The organism is Corynebacterium mucifaciens, assembly GCF_012396315.1.
Lineage (GTDB): Bacteria > Actinomycetota > Actinomycetes > Mycobacteriales > Mycobacteriaceae > Corynebacterium > Corynebacterium mucifaciens.
Map to the genome: position 1 here is coordinate 1 of NZ_JAAXPF010000002.1, position 15015 is coordinate 15015.

The following is a 15015-nucleotide window of genomic DNA, read 5'->3' on the forward strand; positions in this document are numbered from 1 at the left end:
CCACCGTCGGTTGAAGTCGACACTCGGCAAAGGGTGCACCACCATCGCCGAGCACCGGCAAGCATTAAGTGCGTAACAACGAGACAACGTCCCCCAAAACGCACTCCAACTTTTTGTCCGCACCCCCCCTCTGGGGCCGTTTAGCTGGTTCTTAGTAGCTGGATCCGCGGACGGGGAAGGCTGCCCCGTCGCCCAATCCGCCGCCGCTGCCCGATGGTGTAGAGTAAATCGAGCTTGGAGGGGAGTACCCCGGAAGGGCCCAGGATCGTCAGCACGGAGTCGTCGAAAAGCGATGGCCCCGGTCCGGGCCGCCCGCGCGGGTGGGGGAGACCTCCGGTCTGTTTCTGTAACTCGTGACCGGAGGTGTTTATGCACGTTCCTCTGTATATTTGGCTGATCACCTCAGCGGTGATCCTGGGATTCTTTATCTTCGACTTCGTCTCGCACGTGCGCACCCCGCACGAGCCGACGATGAAGGAATCTGGGGGGTGGGCGCTGTTCTACATGACGATGGCTACCATCTTCGGCGGCATTGTGTGGTGGCTGTGGGACGCTGAGCACGGCATCCAGTTCTTCACCGGTTACATCACTGAGCTCTCATTGAGTGTGGACAACCTCTTCGTGTTCGCCCTCATCATGGGCGCGTTTAAGATCCCACGGGCCTACCAGCAAAAAGTGCTGCTTATCGGCATTATCATCGCGCTGATTTGCCGTCTGCTGTTCATTCTGCTGGGCGCGGTGATCATCGAGGCCTGGTCGGACGTGTTCTACATCTTCGCGGCGTTCCTTATCTACACGGCCATCAAGCTCGTGTACGACGAGGTGACGGACCAGGAGGAAGAGGACCCGAACGACATGTTCGTGGTGAAGACGCTCCGCAGGGTCATCCCGGTGACGAAGTCCTACCACGGCGACCGCCTGTTCTCGCGGACGGAGGCTGGGAAGAAGGCCGTCACCCCGCTGTTCGTGGCGCTGCTGTCCATCGGCTTCGTCGACGTGATGTTCGCCTTCGATTCCATCCCTGCGATCTATGGCATCACCCAGGAATCCTTCCTGGTGTTCACCGCCAACGCGTTTGCCCTGCTCGGCCTGCGCCAGCTGTACTTCCTGCTCAACGGCCTGCTCGACCGCCTGGTGTACCTGCCGTACGGGCTTGCCGTAGTGCTTGGTTTCATCGGCGTGAAGCTGCTGCTCCACGCCCTGCACGAGAACAACTTGCCGTTCATTAATGGCGGTGAGGGGCTCAACGTGCCGGAGGTTGGTACCGTGACATCCCTCTTGGTCATCGTGGGCACGCTGGTCATTACGGCCATCGCCTCGCTGATCAAGGACCGGGCGGATATCAATGCCGGCCGCAAGGACGCGGGGGAGAAGGAGTTCCACATCGACTTCGACGACCACGGCAACCGCCGCAAGGTGGACAAGCACGGCCACCACGTCGAGTGGATCGACGATCCTGCAACATCGGGCAAGGGCGACCACACGGCGGACGGTTCGCGTGAGACCGACCACCTCGACGTCGCCCGAGGGGGACGGAAGGGCTAACCGCCGGCGTTAGCTGAAAATGTTCGTCACCGGGTTCCACTCGCGAACATCCCGTGCCGCGAGTGCGCCGGCCACGGTGTACGGGTCGTCGTCCAGCACCGCCGCGGCGTCCGCCTCCGTGGCGGTGTCCGGCAGCTGCAGGATAATGAGCGCCTGCGTCCCGTCCGTGTACGGGCCGGAACCGACAATCCGGCCGAGTGAGAGCTGCGAAGCGATGAACTCGCGGTGGGCGGGACGTGTGGCGTCGACAAGCGACTGCTCGCCGTAGGTGTACGTAGCTGCGAAATACTTCATGCAGGGCAGTCTAGGTCGCCGGCCCGGGGTGGGTATGGTGGAGGCCGTGATGCAACCCGACAAGCCGTCGAACTGGAACCTCCCCAACGTGCTGACCTCGTTGAGGATTCTGTTCATTCCCATCTTCGCCTGGCTCGTTCTCTCCGAGCGGTGGTGGTGGGCGTTTGGCTTGTTCGCCGCGCTGATGATCACGGACAAGCTCGACGGAGACATCGCCCGGGCCCGCGGGCTCATCACCGACTTCGGCAAAATCGCCGACCCGATTGCGGACAAGGCGCTCATGATCACGGCGCTGGTCACCCTGAACATCGCCGGGCCGTTGCCGGTGTGGGTGACCGTCGTGATTGTCGTCCGCGAGCTGGGCATCACCGTGTGGCGCATGGTGATGCTGCGCCGCGGCCTCGTGGTGCCGGCCTCGAAGGGGGGCAAGCTGAAGACCGCGCTGCAGACGTTGGCCGTGGGGCTGTATCTCTGCCCGTTGCCCGCGTGGATGGATACTCCGACATTTGTCGTGATGCTGCTCGCCGTCGCGGTTACCGTGGTGACCGGTGTGCAGTATCTCGTTGACGCAGGGAAGGTGAATTCGTGACCACATCGCAGCTGCTTATCGACGAGCTCCGCTCGCGCCGCCAGACAATCGCATTCTGCGAGTCGTTGACGGCAGGTCTCGCGGCCGCGACTTTGGCAGACGTGCCAGGGGCGTCGGACGTTCTCGTCGGCGGCCTGGTGACGTACTCGGCGGAGTTGAAGATCTCCCTTGCACACGTGTCTGAGGAGTTGATCGAGCGCGAGGGGGTTGTGTCTGCCGCGGTTGCCCGAGAGATGGCGCGCGGGGCCCGCCGCGCGTGCGGGTCCGACTGGGCGGTCTCGCTGACCGGCGTTGCTGGGCCAGCAGACCAGGACGGTGTCCCCGCTGGCACCGTGTGGATTGGGCTCGCTGGACCGAAATGGACGGCTTCCTCCAAGGCGGCGGAGCTGCTCGATGCGGGAAGCGGCCGCTACGCACTGGTTCCGGGAGCGCCGGTGCCCGTGCGTGTGCTGTCGGGGCACCGCAATGAGGTGAGGCGGCGCGCTGTCGAGGCAGCGTTGCTCGGCGCGCTTTCGGGCGTACGGGAACAAAGTTAGCCGCCCGGCCGTTGGAACGTCTGATGACCACTACGACTCTACTGCACGACATTCCGGTTGACCTGACCGTCGCCCCGGCCGGGGCCGCACCCGCGTCCGCGCCTGCTGCGCGGGAGCCGCTGTTCCGCGAGGCGCTCGGCATGTCGCTTCGTGCTTTCCGTGCCGATAAGGGCGTGACGCTGCGAGCCTTGGCCAAGGAGGCTCGCGTGTCGTCCGGCTACATCTCAGAGCTGGAGCGCGGCCGGAAGGAAGTCTCTTCCGAACTTCTAGCTGCTTTGTGTGACGCGCTTGGAACCACCGTCTCTGAGGTGCTGCTCGAAGCCGTGGCGAACATGTCGCTGCACTCGTTCACGGAGGAACTGGAGCGCACTACCCCGGCTGCGGCCGAAGCGTAAGTGGCGATGGGTGACTACAGTAGTTGAGGATTAACGCAATCTACTGACAGAAAGGTCACGGTGCTCTCGCCATGGCGAACCCATTTTCCAAGTTCTGGAACTACCTGATGGCGCTCTTCGACAACAAGATCGAGGAAAACGCCGACCCGAAGATCCAGATCGAACAGGCCATCAACGACGCGCAGCGCCAGCACCAGGCGTTGTCCCAGCAGGCCGCGGCTGTGATTGGCAACCAGCGCCAGCTGGAGATGCAGCTCAACCGCCGCCTGGAGGATGTGGAAAAGCTGCAGGCTAACGCGCGCCAGGCCCTGCAGCTGGCTGACAAGGCCCGTGGGGAAGGCGACGCTCAAAAGGCGCAGGAGTACGAAAACGCCGCTGAGGCCTTCGCGGCTCAGCTGGTTACCGCCGAAGCGAGCGTGGAAGACACCAAGCAGCTGCACGATCAGGCCCTGCAGCAGGCAGCGCAGGCGAAGCAGGCGGTTGAGCGCAACGCGGCCCACCTGCAGCAGCAGGTGGCCGAGCGCTCCAAGCTGCTCTCTCAGCTGGAGCAGGCCAAGATGCAGGAAAAGGTCTCCGAGACCATGCAATCCATGAACGCCATCACCTCCACGGGCCCGAACCTGGACCAGGTGCGCGACAAGATCGAGCGTCGGTACGCTAACGCTCTCGGCGCGGCGGAGCTGGCGCAGAACTCCATCGAGGGCCGCATGGCAGAGGTCGAGCAGGCGGGAATCCAGATGGCCGGCCACGGTCGCCTAGAGCAGCTGCGCGCCGAAATGGCAGGCGAGCTGACCTCCGGGCAGAAGCCGGCCATCGAGCAGGGCAGTGCCGACCAGGGCACCGCTGCCCAGAGCGGCGGCGCCTCTCGCCCGATGGGCTCTGAGGTTTCCGACGACGCCGTCGCGCAGCGCATGCGCGAGCTGCGAGGCGAGTAATCCCGCCAAACAAAAGTCTCCGCCCGGTCCCTCCTGCACGGGCCGGGCGGAACGTCGTATTGGGGGCGTTAGTCCACGGCCCCGCGAGCCATGAGGGCTTCGCCCATCATCTTCGCCCGCCGCACCGAGCGGATGACCATCGGGATGCCAAACGCGGTGAGCGAGAATCCTGCACCCCGCGCCCTACGGGCGTCGAGCACCTCGTTGGCGGTTGCGAGGGTTAGCGGAATAAGGCGGATAGTCAGGGCAATGGTGAGCGAGATCAGTTCCCCCGTGCGCCCAAGCGGTGCTAGGGCGCGGTCGAGGGACGCGAGGAGCTCTTCCACAGGGGTGGTAAGCGTGAGCAAGTTCGCGGCCGCAATGGTCGCCAGCAGCCCGATAAGCAGGGTAAGCGCGGATCGCGCGCCGTTTTGCCACACCATGAATACGGCGAAGAACAGCAGCACGGGCAGAAGGGGCGCGAGCTGCCGGCCTGCCACGCCAGCAGGGATACGGGCCCACGCATAGAGCACAATCACGAACACGAGCGCCACGAGGGAGTGCCACGGCTGCGTGGGCAAGGCCGTGACCAGGGCGATGAATACGACGAGGGCCGCGAACTTCGCTGCGGCACCCATGCGGTGCAGCGCCGTCGAGCCTGGCACGTAGACGCCGAGCGGCAATTCCCGGATCACGGTTTCGCGTCCATCAGATCGGTGTAAAACTCGATTGCGTCGCTTGGGGCGCCGTCGAACACGAGCGAGCCGTCGTCGATGACAAGCACGCGTTCAAACTCGCGCAGCATCTCAAGGTCGTGGGTGACAACAACGAGCTGCTGCGGCAGCGCCATCAGCTCGCGCACGATGCGGCGGCGGTTGCGCAGGTCCAGCAGCGTGGTGGGCTCGTCTGCGATGATCGTGTCCGGCTGGATAACCAGGACGGATGCGAGTGCCAGCATCTGCTTCTCCCCGCCGGAAAGCGTGTGCGGGGAATGCTCGGCGCGATCAGCGAGTCCGAAGCGGTCGAGTGCCTCAGTTACGCGGCGGCGCACCTCGTCGCGCGGGAGTTTGAACCGCCTCAGAGAAAAGGCCACGTCGTCTGCCACGCGCGGCATGACGATTTGGGATTCGGCGTCGGAGAAGACGAATCCGACGCGTTTGCGGATCTCTTTGCCGTTGGACTGGGGCGACAGCCCGTCGTAAAGCACCTCGCCCGACGTCGGCTCGATGAGCCCGTTGATCATGCGGACGGTGGTTGATTTGCCGGAGCCGTTAGAGCCAATGATGCCGATGCGCTGCTCAGCAAGGCTCACAGTCAGGGGTTGGAGCACGGGCTCGCCGTCGTAGGTGACAGCAGCTTGGCGGAATTCGATGAGTGGCATGTGCTACGCGCGCCGCCCTCGCAGGTCGGGGAACGCTTGGTGCACGGCGAACGCGATCGCGATCATGAGGGCGATCTTGCCGGCGTCCGGGAGGAGGAACGGCACCTGAGCTGCCCAGGCCGCCCCGAAGGACATCTGTGCGCGCCACATGAGCCCGAACACGCCGCATAGGTACTGGAAGAACAACGCGACGTAACCGGCAAGGATGAGAATTCCTAACGTCGCCGCTTTGTTCGACTTGAACGGGGCCACGTACGCAATCGCGCCCGCCACGGCAGCGGAGACGAGGTAACCCACCAGGTAGCCGACGGTTGCGCCGCCCAGCGCGGAGATGACGGTGCGGCCGCCGGCGAGCACGGGGAGAGCGAGGCCGACCAACAGGAAGATCGCCGCAGTGGCGAAACCGCGGCGCCACCCGAGGACGAGGCCCGCGAGGATGACTGCCGCGTTTTGTAGCACGATGGGCACGCCCGCGGCACCGACGGGAATGGAGACGAATCCGAGGACGATGACGATCGCGGCAAAGACGGCGATAAGGGCGATGTTCTGCGCGGTGGAGTTCTTGATCATGCGCGGGAGTGTACCGCTGCGCCCGACGTGTAGTGTCGGCCACATGCGTTTGACAGAGTTTGACCAGCTTGTGCGCGACGAATTCGGCCCAGACCGTGCGCAGTGGATTATCCAGACGCAGGTCTTGCCCGGGTTTGAGAAGACCTCGGCGGAACTCATCGACGACGGGGTGGATCCGCGAGAGGCGTGGCGCGGTCTGTGCGAGGCCTTCGACATCCCCGAGGAGCGCAGGCTTGGCGTGGACCGTCCGGGGAACTGAAACTGCTGCTTGACGACGGCGCTGCGCTCGTGGGCCTCGTTGATCTTCGAACACGTTTGCGTGTATTCTCTGGCGTGTCGCCGTCGCGTTCTACAGTGAGCCCCGTTTTCCGCTTGGACTTGAACTCGGACAGTGTTTCCACAGCGTTCTCCGTGTGCGAGGGAACCGAAGCGGTATGGCGATACGTCTAACAAGCAAACTGTGCACGCGACGCACCCGCGCCGCCGACAATTGGAGGTAGAACAACCACATGGCAACGAAGAAGAAGGCTGCCGCCTCGGCGGACAACGACCGCCAGAATGCGCTGGACGCAGCCCTGGCGATGATTGAAAAGGACTTTGGCAAGGGCGCCGTCATGCGCCTGGGCGATGAAAACCGTCCGCCGATCCAGTCCATCTCTTCGGGCAACACCGCAATCGATGTGGCCCTCGGTATCGGCGGCTGGCCGCGCGGGCGCATCGTGGAGATCTACGGGCCGGAATCTTCGGGTAAGACCACCGTGGCGCTGCACGCGATCGCTGAGGCGCAGCGCGCCGGAGGCATCGCGGCGTTCATTGACGCTGAGCACGCGCTGGACCCCGACTACGCCAGGAAGCTTGGCGTGGACACGGACAACCTGCTTGTGTCCCAGCCGGACACCGGTGAGCAGGCGCTGGAGATTGCGGACATGCTTGTGCGCTCCGGCGCAATTGACATGATCGTCATCGACTCGGTGGCCGCGCTGACGCCGAAGGCCGAGATCGAAGGCGAGATGGGCGATAGCCACGTCGGTCTCCAGGCCCGCCTGATGTCGCAGGCGCTGCGCAAAATGACCGGCGCGCTGTACAACTCCGGCACCACCGCCATCTTCATCAACCAGCTGCGCGAAAAGATCGGCGTGATGTTCGGCTCGCCCGAGACCACCACGGGTGGTAAAGCGCTGAAGTTCTACGCGTCGGTGCGCTGCGATGTTCGCCGAATTCAGACCCTGAAGGACGGTCAGGACTCCATTGGTAACCGCACCAAGATGAAGGTGGTGAAGAACAAGGTGTCCCCGCCGTTCAAGATCGCGGAGTTCGACATCATGTACGGCGAGGGCATCTCACGCGAATCCTCCATCATCGACATGGGCGTGGAGAACGGCATTGTGAAGAAGTCCGGTTCCTGGTTCACCTACGAGGGTGACCAGTTGGGCCAGGGCAAGGAAAAGGCCCGTATCTTCCTGAAGGAAAACCCGGATTTGGCCAACGAGATCGAGGACAAGATCTTCCAGGCGCTCCACGTGGGTAAGTACGCAAACCCCACGGACGAGCTGACGGACGACCCGGTGGACATGGTGCCCAACATCGACTTCGACGACGAAGACGAGGTTGCTCCGGCAACGTCGGAGTAAATAGTGCCCGATCGCGAAAAGATTGCCCGGCTCCAGGCTGCGCTCGACGCCTACGAGCCGGGCACCGGCCTTTTTGACCGCGAGCATGAAGAAGCATTGGCGCCGGTGCGGAAGCGGGCCCTGGGGTTGCTGGACCAGCGGGCGCGCTCGCGCTCGGAACTGCGCGAGCGGTTGCTGAAGGCGGAGTTCGAGCCCCAGCTGGTGGATGAGGTCGTTGATGATCTCGCTGCCTCAGGGCTGGTCAATGACGCCCAGTTCGCCTCCGAGTGGGTGCGGCAGCGAGCTGCACGTCGGGGGAAGTCAGCTCGGGCGCTCGACATGGAGCTGCGCGATAAAGGGGTCGGAGGAGCGGACCGTGCGGCGGCGCTGGAGCAAATCTCCGACGCGGACGAAGAACGCACCGCGCGCGCAGTAGCGGAAAAGGCAGCTCGGAAGGTGAAATCCACCCCTGCAGACCGGACGGAGTACGACAAGCACCTGCGCCGCATCGTCGGCGCGTTGGCCCGGCGCGGCTTCAACCAGGGGATGGCACTGCGGATCGGGCGGGAGGCGTTGGACGAGCGTATCGCGAGGTGCGAAGAATAGTCCGCAAAACACTGAACAGTGTTCAGGAAGGTTTCCTAGACTTGCCCGCATGAGTTTGTTCAGCGTGAAGATGCGCTCCAGTGCAGAAGGCATGCACATCTCGGGCGCGGAGCGCATCGTGGAGGCGGACGAGGTAGCCGACGTGTGCGCGGCAATGAGCCGCCGTGCGCTATCACACAGTAAGGGAGCGCCGGACTCCATTACCGTGACCGTCGCAGCCATCGACGGGGAAATAATGCGCGTCCCTGCGCTGGCCATCACCGAGGCCACGTGCGAAGACCCCTCAGAGGCCCGCGCCACCGTGATCAACGCCCTAACCCCGCTCACTCCGCACGCCGCGGATGCCTGGGAGCTACTGACTGGCGTGCGCGACATGCGTGGCGCGATCCTGTTCCACGCTGAAACCGGCCAACGTCTCGAGCCGGATCGCGCTCGGGGCGTGCGGGTAACGTCACTGGACGCCGCGGCCGCGACCGGGCACCGCCCCGAACCAGGCTCGGGTAAGGCCCGGGTGACCGAGGCGCTGGTACTCGCTTCCAAGGTCGCTCATCATCCGTCGGTGCTCGCTGAGGTCTGTATTTCCGACGACCCGGGCTACACCACGGGGTATGTGGCGACGAAGTCGCTTGGCTACGTTCGGGTGCCCAACATGAAGCCCGCCGGTTCTGCGGTGGGCGGGCGGCTTTTCCTCGTGGATGGGCGCGACACAGGCGGCCTCATCCATTACCTCGAGCACACTCCTGTCCTGGTGGGAGACACAGAATGAGCTGGCTCGACACCGCCGCCTGCGAGGCGCTCGGCCAGTGGCGCGGCATGGGTTTCGCACGCGTCCCGGCGGTTTTTACCACTGGTCAGGATCCGGTCTGCACCGTGGACGGGCGCGAGTACGTGCTTTTCAGTTCCTCGAATTACCTCGGGCTGGCGGGGCACCCGGCGGTCGCGGAGGCGGCTGCGTCCGCCATCGGCCGCTACGGAACCGGCTCCGGGGGCTCGCGCCTCACCACCGGCTCGACCGACTTGCACGTCCAGGTCGAGGCCGACTTCGCCCGTTTCTTGGGCTACGAGGACGCGGTCTTCTTCTCCGCAGGGTTTCTTGCCAACACCGGCGTGCTCCAAACGCTCGCCGCTCCCGGCACGCTCATCCTCTCGGACGAGCGCAACCACGCCAGCATTATCGACGGCTGCCGCCTCGCCAAGGCATCGGGTGCCGCGGTCAGCGTCTACCGCCACCGCGACCCATCGCACGTGGACGAGCTGCTCAGCCGGCATGGCGGTAACGCCCTCGTCGTCACCGATGGGCTGTTCTCCATGGACGGCACGCTCGCGCTGGTGCCGGAACTCCTCGCCGTCTGCCGAGCCCACGGCGCCGCCCTCATGGTCGACGATGCGCACGGCACCGGCACCCTGGGCGCGACTGGCCGCGGCATCATCGAGCACTTCGAGCTTCGAGACGACCGCCCGGACATCCTCGTCGCCACCGCATCCAAGGCCCTTGGTGTGGAGGGTGGGGCAGTGGCTGCCTCCGCGCCGGTGGCTGCGCTGTTGCGGCAAAAGGCGCGTCCCTTCGTGTATTCCACCTCCTCCACCCCGGCCACGTGCGCAGCGGTTTCCGCCGCGGTTGGCGTACTGGAGGGTGTACAGAGCCCGGTGGCGGCGCTGCATCGCAACATCCAGCGCCTCGCCGCCCATCTGGGAATGGGCGAGTGGCCCAGCCCCATCATCCCGGTGCCCATCGGAGACGAGGCGAGCGCGGTCAGCGCCTCCGCGGCCTTGCGCGACGCCGGTTATTTTGTGCCCGCCATCCGCTGGCCAACCGTTCCGCGCGGTGCAGCGATGCTGCGGGTGACGGTGATGGCCACCCACACCGACGAGCAGATCGACGGCCTGGCAAACGCCATTTCGCGGTTGTAGCTCACCTGGTTACACTGTCACGCCGTGACTACGGCGAGCACCACCCCAAACAGCAATCCCCGGACCTACGAAGTGCGCACGTTCGGTTGCCAAATGAACGTGCACGACTCCGAACGGCTCTCCGGCATGCTCGAGGACGCAGGTTATGTTGCGGCCGGTGCAGGTCAAGAACCCGACCTAGTGGTCTTTAACACCTGCGCGGTGCGCGACAACGCGGACCAGCGCCTGTACGGCTCGCTTGGGCAGCTGAAAAACGTCAAGGCCGACCACCCGGGTATGCAGATCGCCGTCGGCGGTTGCCTTGCGCAGAAGGACCGCGACACCGTCATTTCGAAGGCCCCCTGGGTGGACGCTGTCTTTGGCACCCACAACATCTCCGCGCTGCCGGTGCTGCTGGACCGCGCACGCGTGGAAGATGAAGCGCAGGTAGAGATTGTGGAGTCCCTCGAGGTCTTCCCGTCTGTCCTTCCCGCCAAGAGGGAGTCCTCCTACGCCGGCTGGGTCTCTATCTCCGTGGGCTGCAACAACACGTGCACGTTCTGTATCGTGCCCAGCTTGCGCGGCAAGGAGATCGACCGCCGGCCCGGCGAGATCCTCGCCGAAGTCCAGGCGCTTGTAGACCAGGGCGTGTCCGAGGTGACCCTGCTCGGGCAGAACGTCAACGCCTACGGGGTGAACTTCGTCGACGACGACATGGATCGCGACCGCTCGGCGTTCTCGAAACTGCTCCGCGCATGCGGCGACATCGAGGGCCTTGAACGTGTCCGGTTCACCTCCCCGCACCCGGCAGAATTCACCTCGGATGTCATCGACGCCATGGCGGAGACCCCCAATGTCTGCCCGCAGCTGCACATGCCGCTGCAGTCCGGCTCGGACAAGGTGCTCAAAGACATGCGCCGGTCCTACCGCTCCAAGAAATTTCTGGCCATCTTGGACGAGGTGCGCGAGAAGCTGCCCCACGCGGCGATCACCACCGACATCATCGTCGGCTTCCCGGGTGAGACGGAAGAGGACTTCCAGGCCACGCTCGACGTGGTGGAGAAGGCCCGCTTCACCTCGGCGTTCACCTTCCAATACTCGACGCGCCCAGGTACCCCCGCGGCGGACATGGCGGAGCAGATTCCCAAGGCAGTGGTGCAGGAGCGCTTCGAGCGCCTCCACGCGCTGCAGGAGCGCATCAGCGCGGAGGAGAATGCGAAGCTCGTCGGTACGCGCCAGGAGCTCCTTGTGCAGGAGGACGGCCGCAAGAACGACCGCACCCAGCGCATGTCCGGCCGCGCGCGCGACGGGCGTCTCGTGCACTTCGCGCTCGAGGGAAACATCGACCGCGAGGTCCGTCCAGGCGATTACGTCACGGTCACCATCACCGAGGCAAAGCCGCACTACCTGATCGCGGATTCCGGCATTCACGAGCACCGCCGCACCAAGGCTGGCGACAACTCCGCGGTGGGCCAGGTACCCACCACCGCGCCGATCGGAGTCGGCCTCGGCCTGCCTTCAATCGGCAAACCCGCTGCCGTTGCTACGGATTCCGCCTGCCGCGGGGGCTAGGGCTACAGTTGGGCGACATGACGCAGCCCAATCCCGCAGCCCTGGCCCACGCAGAAAAGACCGCCGCGTCCACGGTGGACATGGGTGCGAAACGCTGGGTTCTCGCAGCCGCCGCGGCGCTCTACCTGGTCGCGATGGTGCTTCCGTTCGTCGGCGACGCATCTGGGTGGCAGGTGCTCGCCGCAGCCAGCGCGGCGGAGGAAGCGCAAACCGCGATCACGGAGTACGTCTTCGCGTGGATCTCGCTCATCGGCGTCGGCATCCTGACCACCCTTGCGGTTGTCACGCAGCGCTTTGCAATCACCGTGCCCGCGTGGATGGTCACCACCGTCTCCCTGGTGTTTTCCGTCCTGGGCATTTGGCTGCGTAACTCGAGCGGGCTCGACATCAGCCGCGGCCCCGGCTACTACCTGGCCATTCTCTGCGTCGTCGCCGTCGTGTTCACCACATTCCCGCTCATTTTGTCGCGCAACGAGTCGCAAGCGACAGTCGCCCTCGAGCGCGCCGAATCGCAAGGCAAGGATGAGGTAGCGATGGCGCAGCGCGCGGCGACAAAGCAACAGGACAACCCTCTGCTAATCGACGACCGCAGGTCCCGCGCCGCCCAGCGCCACAAGCGAGCGCGCTAGGACTTCTGCCACGCGGTTGTGGAAGAGACAACCTCGGCGCCGAGCCGTCGCATGAGCGCCTGCGCGGCGGGGGAGTCTGCGGGGTAGGAGTAGTAGACGGTCTCCAAGTCCTGCCACGTTTCCTTCGCCCGTTCCAGCGAAGCGCGCAGCATGCCCGCGCCGATTCCCCGGCCGCGGTATTCGGGCATGACGTAGACGAGCCCCAGCTCGCACACTTTGGGGTCGTCCGAGGTGTAGCGCACCACCTCGCACAGCCCGACGCATTCGCCGTCAACGTAGGCAAGGCCGGTGAGCTGCGAGCCACCGCGGTCCTGCAAGCGCGCCCCGGCATCTCGGATGCGATCAAGGTCCCACTCGATGGTGTCCATGACCAACTCGCCGCGCGGGTAGTCGTGCGATGCGGACGTTAGTAGGCGCGAGAACTGCTCCACCTCGCCGGGCACCGCCGTCCGGGCCACCGAAAACCCAGGGCCGTGCACGACTGCGAACCGCGCTGGCGCCGAGCCCGGCAACGAGCCGGCCGCCTCCACGGTGAAGGTTGCCTGATCCTCCCGGAACGCCGGGGCGTAGCCGAATTCCCGTATCTGCGGCGGCTCAGAAGCGTCCGCGGTATGGGTCACCCACAGCTGGCGGGTGGGGCGGTTGAGACGGGCCGACAGGTCGTCGAGAAGCGAAAGCGCACTGGCCCACGGTGCGGCGGGGGCGGGTTCGCCCGGCAGCGGCGCGACCTCGGAGTCGAAGGTGAAGTTGGCTTCGATCACCCCGCGGTCTTCGAGCAGCGGCAGTGAGACGAACAGCCAGGCCTCCACGAAGTCCAGGTCGGCCGCGAACAGCTCGGGGTACCCGAGTTCGGTCACCGGGCGCAGGTGCTGCGATGAGGCCAGGCCGAACAGCATGGCCTCGGACTCGGCGGACGGTTCAAGGCGCTTGGCAATGTGCGAGGCGGACACGCCTGAGGTGACAAGACCGGTGATGTCCTGGATGGCAAGCGTCGCGGAAAAGGCGTAGCCCCCGACCACGGCCTCGGCATCGTCGCCGTGGCCCGGACGGGGGACGTAAAGGTGAGGGTGGAGCACTCGCTGGATCTAGCCTTCGTTCACTGCCTTGGCGGCCACGTCCGCGAACTCTTGCCACTGCTTGGCCTGCTCGCGCAACGACGCGGCCTTGCTAGCGTCGCCCTGTGCCTCAGCAGCTTGGGCTTGGCGCTCGAAATCGTCGGCCTTGACCTGGAACTGATTCACCTTCTCCTGCTGCGCGGGGTCGGTCTTGCGCCAGCGGGAGTCTTCAGCGGCGGCGACGCGCTGTTCGATGCGCGCGATCTTGTCTTCGAATTCGCGCACGCGCCCGCGCGGGACGAAACCGATCTCGTCCCACTTGTCCTGCAGCTCGCGCAGTTTCGACTTCGCCGCACCGAGGCCCTTCGACGGGTCGACGAGCGAGTCGTATTCGGCGATGAGCGCGTCCTTCGCGTCCGCGTTGGCCTCGAACTCGCGGTCGCGCTCAGCGTTGACGGCGTTGCGTGCGGCGAAGAAGTGGTCCTGAGCGGCGCGGAAACGCTCCCACAGCGCGTCGTCCACCTCGCGCGGGGCTCGTCCGGCGGCCTTCCACTCGGTCATCAGGTCGCGGTACGCGCGTGCAGTTTCGCCCCACTCCGTGGAGTCCTTCAGCGCTTCAGCGCGCTCGACCAGCTCCTCTTTCGCCTTCTTCGCCTGCGCGCGACCGCGATCCAACTCCGCAAAGTGCGAACCGCGGCGGCGGTTGAAGCTGTCGCGCGCGCGGGAGTAGCGCTTCCACAGCTCGTCGTCCGTGGCGCGGTCGATGCCGCGGATGCCGCGCCATTCCTCCAGGATCGCGCGGATGCGGTCGCCGGCTGCCTTCCACTCGGTGGAGTTTTCCGCGAGGTCCTCAGCCTCAGCGGCAAGCGCTTCCTTGCGGGCGATTGCCTGTTGCCGCCGCTGCGCTTTCTGCTCCTTCGCCCTCTCGCGCGCGGCAGCGGAGTCTTCGACCACCTTTGCCAGCCGCGCCTCCACGGCATCGACGTCGCCGATAACCGCAGCGTCCGCAAGCGTTGTCTTGAGCGTCTCCGCCGACTTCCGGATAGCGTCGGCCTCCTCCGGGTGGGCGCGCAGACGCGTCTCTAGCAGCTCAACCTCGGTGACTAGATCGTCGTAGCGCTGGCCGTAGTGCGCCAAGCCCTCAGCGGGGGTGCCGGCCTGCCAGGAACCAATCTGTCGCTCCTCGCCGCCGCGGGTGAGAAAGACGTTGCCGTCCTCGTCTACACGACCAAACTTGGACGGGTCCGAGGGCTCACGCGCCGGCACCGGTGCGGGAGTGACCGTCTTCACCGCGGCACCCGGCCGCGGGCCCGGCTTTTTGGCCATCGCCGCCGGCGACGGCACGCTCGTACCCGGGGTGGGGGTGGAGTTGGCATCAGTCATCGGGGAATTCCTTTCTGCGGCCGAGCTGGCCGCACTGTGCCGCGCG

18 protein-coding genes are annotated in these 15015 nt (G+C 65.3%); 12 read left to right on the forward strand and 6 right to left on the reverse strand.

The genetic code is table 11. The features are described from left to right. Window positions 1–369: 369 nt before the first annotated feature. Window positions 370–1545, forward strand: coding sequence for a TerC family protein (locus HF989_RS01970; RefSeq protein ID WP_168683697.1), 1176 nt, complete (start codon window positions 370–372; stop codon window positions 1543–1545). A gap of 9 nt (window positions 1546–1554) precedes the next feature. On the opposite strand, the gene HF989_RS01975 is transcribed toward HF989_RS01970, so the two are convergent. Then, entirely contained in the window at window positions 1555–1839 is a 285-nt protein-coding gene (locus HF989_RS01975; RefSeq protein ID WP_168683698.1) for a YciI family protein, read from the reverse strand. 49 nt (window positions 1840–1888) lie between these two features. Here HF989_RS01975 and pgsA point away from each other — a divergent pair, with 49 nt between their 5' ends. From pgsA to HF989_RS01995, 4 genes are all read left to right on the forward strand, one after another. Further along, on the forward strand, window positions 1889–2428 hold the full coding sequence (gene pgsA, locus HF989_RS01980) for a CDP-diacylglycerol--glycerol-3-phosphate 3-phosphatidyltransferase (RefSeq protein ID WP_168683912.1): 540 nt from the start codon (window positions 1889–1891) through the stop codon (window positions 2426–2428). Continuing rightward, window positions 2425–2964 (forward strand): nicotinamide-nucleotide amidohydrolase family protein, encoded by a 540-nt coding sequence (locus tag HF989_RS01985; RefSeq protein ID WP_168683699.1) that lies wholly within the window; start codon window positions 2425–2427, stop codon window positions 2962–2964. Before pgsA ends, HF989_RS01985 begins: the two co-directional genes overlap by 4 nt. A gap of 23 nt (window positions 2965–2987) precedes the next feature. Further along, window positions 2988–3359, forward strand: coding sequence for a helix-turn-helix domain-containing protein (locus tag HF989_RS01990; protein ID WP_168683700.1), 372 nt, complete (start codon window positions 2988–2990; stop codon window positions 3357–3359). 71 nt (window positions 3360–3430) lie between these two features. Beyond that, window positions 3431–4294 carry a PspA/IM30 family protein gene (locus HF989_RS01995; RefSeq protein ID WP_168683701.1) on the forward strand — a complete coding sequence of 288 codons (864 nt, stop codon included), beginning with the start codon at window positions 3431–3433 and terminating at the stop codon, window positions 4292–4294. 68 nt (window positions 4295–4362) lie between these two features. Here HF989_RS01995 and HF989_RS02000 read toward each other — a convergent pair whose 3' ends face one another. From HF989_RS02000 to HF989_RS02010, 3 genes are read right to left on the reverse strand one after another with little or no spacing between them, the layout of a single operon-like run. Further along, window positions 4363–4968, reverse strand: coding sequence for a CbiQ family ECF transporter T component (locus tag HF989_RS02000; RefSeq protein WP_168683702.1), 606 nt, complete (start codon window positions 4966–4968; stop codon window positions 4363–4365). Next, the gene (locus tag HF989_RS02005; RefSeq protein WP_168683703.1) at window positions 4965–5654 is read right to left on the reverse strand and encodes an energy-coupling factor ABC transporter ATP-binding protein; all 690 of its coding nucleotides are present in this window, start codon (window positions 5652–5654) and stop codon (window positions 4965–4967) included. Before HF989_RS02005 ends, HF989_RS02000 begins: the two co-directional genes overlap by 4 nt. Window positions 5655–5657: 3 nt before the next feature. Beyond that, window positions 5658–6224, reverse strand: coding sequence for a biotin transporter BioY (locus HF989_RS02010; RefSeq protein ID WP_168683704.1), 567 nt, complete (start codon window positions 6222–6224; stop codon window positions 5658–5660). Window positions 6225–6267: 43 nt separating this feature from the next. Here HF989_RS02010 and HF989_RS02015 point away from each other — a divergent pair, with 43 nt between their 5' ends. The 7 genes from HF989_RS02015 (at window position 6268) to HF989_RS02045 (ending at window position 12531) form a co-directional block, all read left to right on the forward strand. After that, the gene (locus HF989_RS02015) at window positions 6268–6483 is read left to right on the forward strand and encodes a DUF3046 domain-containing protein (protein WP_168683705.1); all 216 of its coding nucleotides are present in this window, start codon (window positions 6268–6270) and stop codon (window positions 6481–6483) included. 250 nt (window positions 6484–6733) lie between these two features. Next, a complete protein-coding gene (gene recA, locus HF989_RS02020) occupies window positions 6734–7855 on the forward strand; it encodes a recombinase RecA (RefSeq protein ID WP_168683706.1) in 1122 nt (373 codons plus the stop codon). Then, window positions 7856–8440: a recombination regulator RecX gene (gene recX, locus HF989_RS02025; RefSeq protein WP_168683913.1), complete on the forward strand. Its 585-nt coding sequence runs from the start codon at window positions 7856–7858 to the stop codon at window positions 8438–8440. A gap of 49 nt (window positions 8441–8489) precedes the next feature. Beyond that, a complete protein-coding gene (locus HF989_RS02030; protein WP_168683707.1) occupies window positions 8490–9206 on the forward strand; it encodes a 6-carboxyhexanoate--CoA ligase in 717 nt (238 codons plus the stop codon). Beyond that, window positions 9203–10351 carry an aminotransferase class I/II-fold pyridoxal phosphate-dependent enzyme gene (locus tag HF989_RS02035; RefSeq protein ID WP_168683708.1) on the forward strand — a complete coding sequence of 383 codons (1149 nt, stop codon included), beginning with the start codon at window positions 9203–9205 and terminating at the stop codon, window positions 10349–10351. Before HF989_RS02030 ends, HF989_RS02035 begins: the two co-directional genes overlap by 4 nt. A 24-nt stretch (window positions 10352–10375) precedes the next feature. Beyond that, the gene (miaB, locus tag HF989_RS02040; protein ID WP_168683709.1) at window positions 10376–11902 is read left to right on the forward strand and encodes a tRNA (N6-isopentenyl adenosine(37)-C2)-methylthiotransferase MiaB; all 1527 of its coding nucleotides are present in this window, start codon (window positions 10376–10378) and stop codon (window positions 11900–11902) included. A 17-nt stretch (window positions 11903–11919) separates the two neighbouring features. Continuing rightward, the gene (locus tag HF989_RS02045; protein WP_168683710.1) at window positions 11920–12531 is read left to right on the forward strand and encodes an Rv2732c family membrane protein; all 612 of its coding nucleotides are present in this window, start codon (window positions 11920–11922) and stop codon (window positions 12529–12531) included. Here the strand turns inward: HF989_RS02045 and HF989_RS10870 are convergent. Further along, window positions 12528–13607 carry a GNAT family N-acetyltransferase gene (locus HF989_RS10870; protein WP_168683711.1) on the reverse strand — a complete coding sequence of 360 codons (1080 nt, stop codon included), beginning with the start codon at window positions 13605–13607 and terminating at the stop codon, window positions 12528–12530. The genes HF989_RS02045 and HF989_RS10870 overlap by 4 nt on opposite strands. 9 nt (window positions 13608–13616) lie before the next feature. Continuing rightward, complete coding sequence (locus HF989_RS02055) at window positions 13617–14969, reverse strand: DUF349 domain-containing protein (protein WP_168683712.1); 1353 nt, start codon at window positions 14967–14969, stop codon at window positions 13617–13619. Window positions 14970–15015 lie beyond the last annotated feature (46 nt).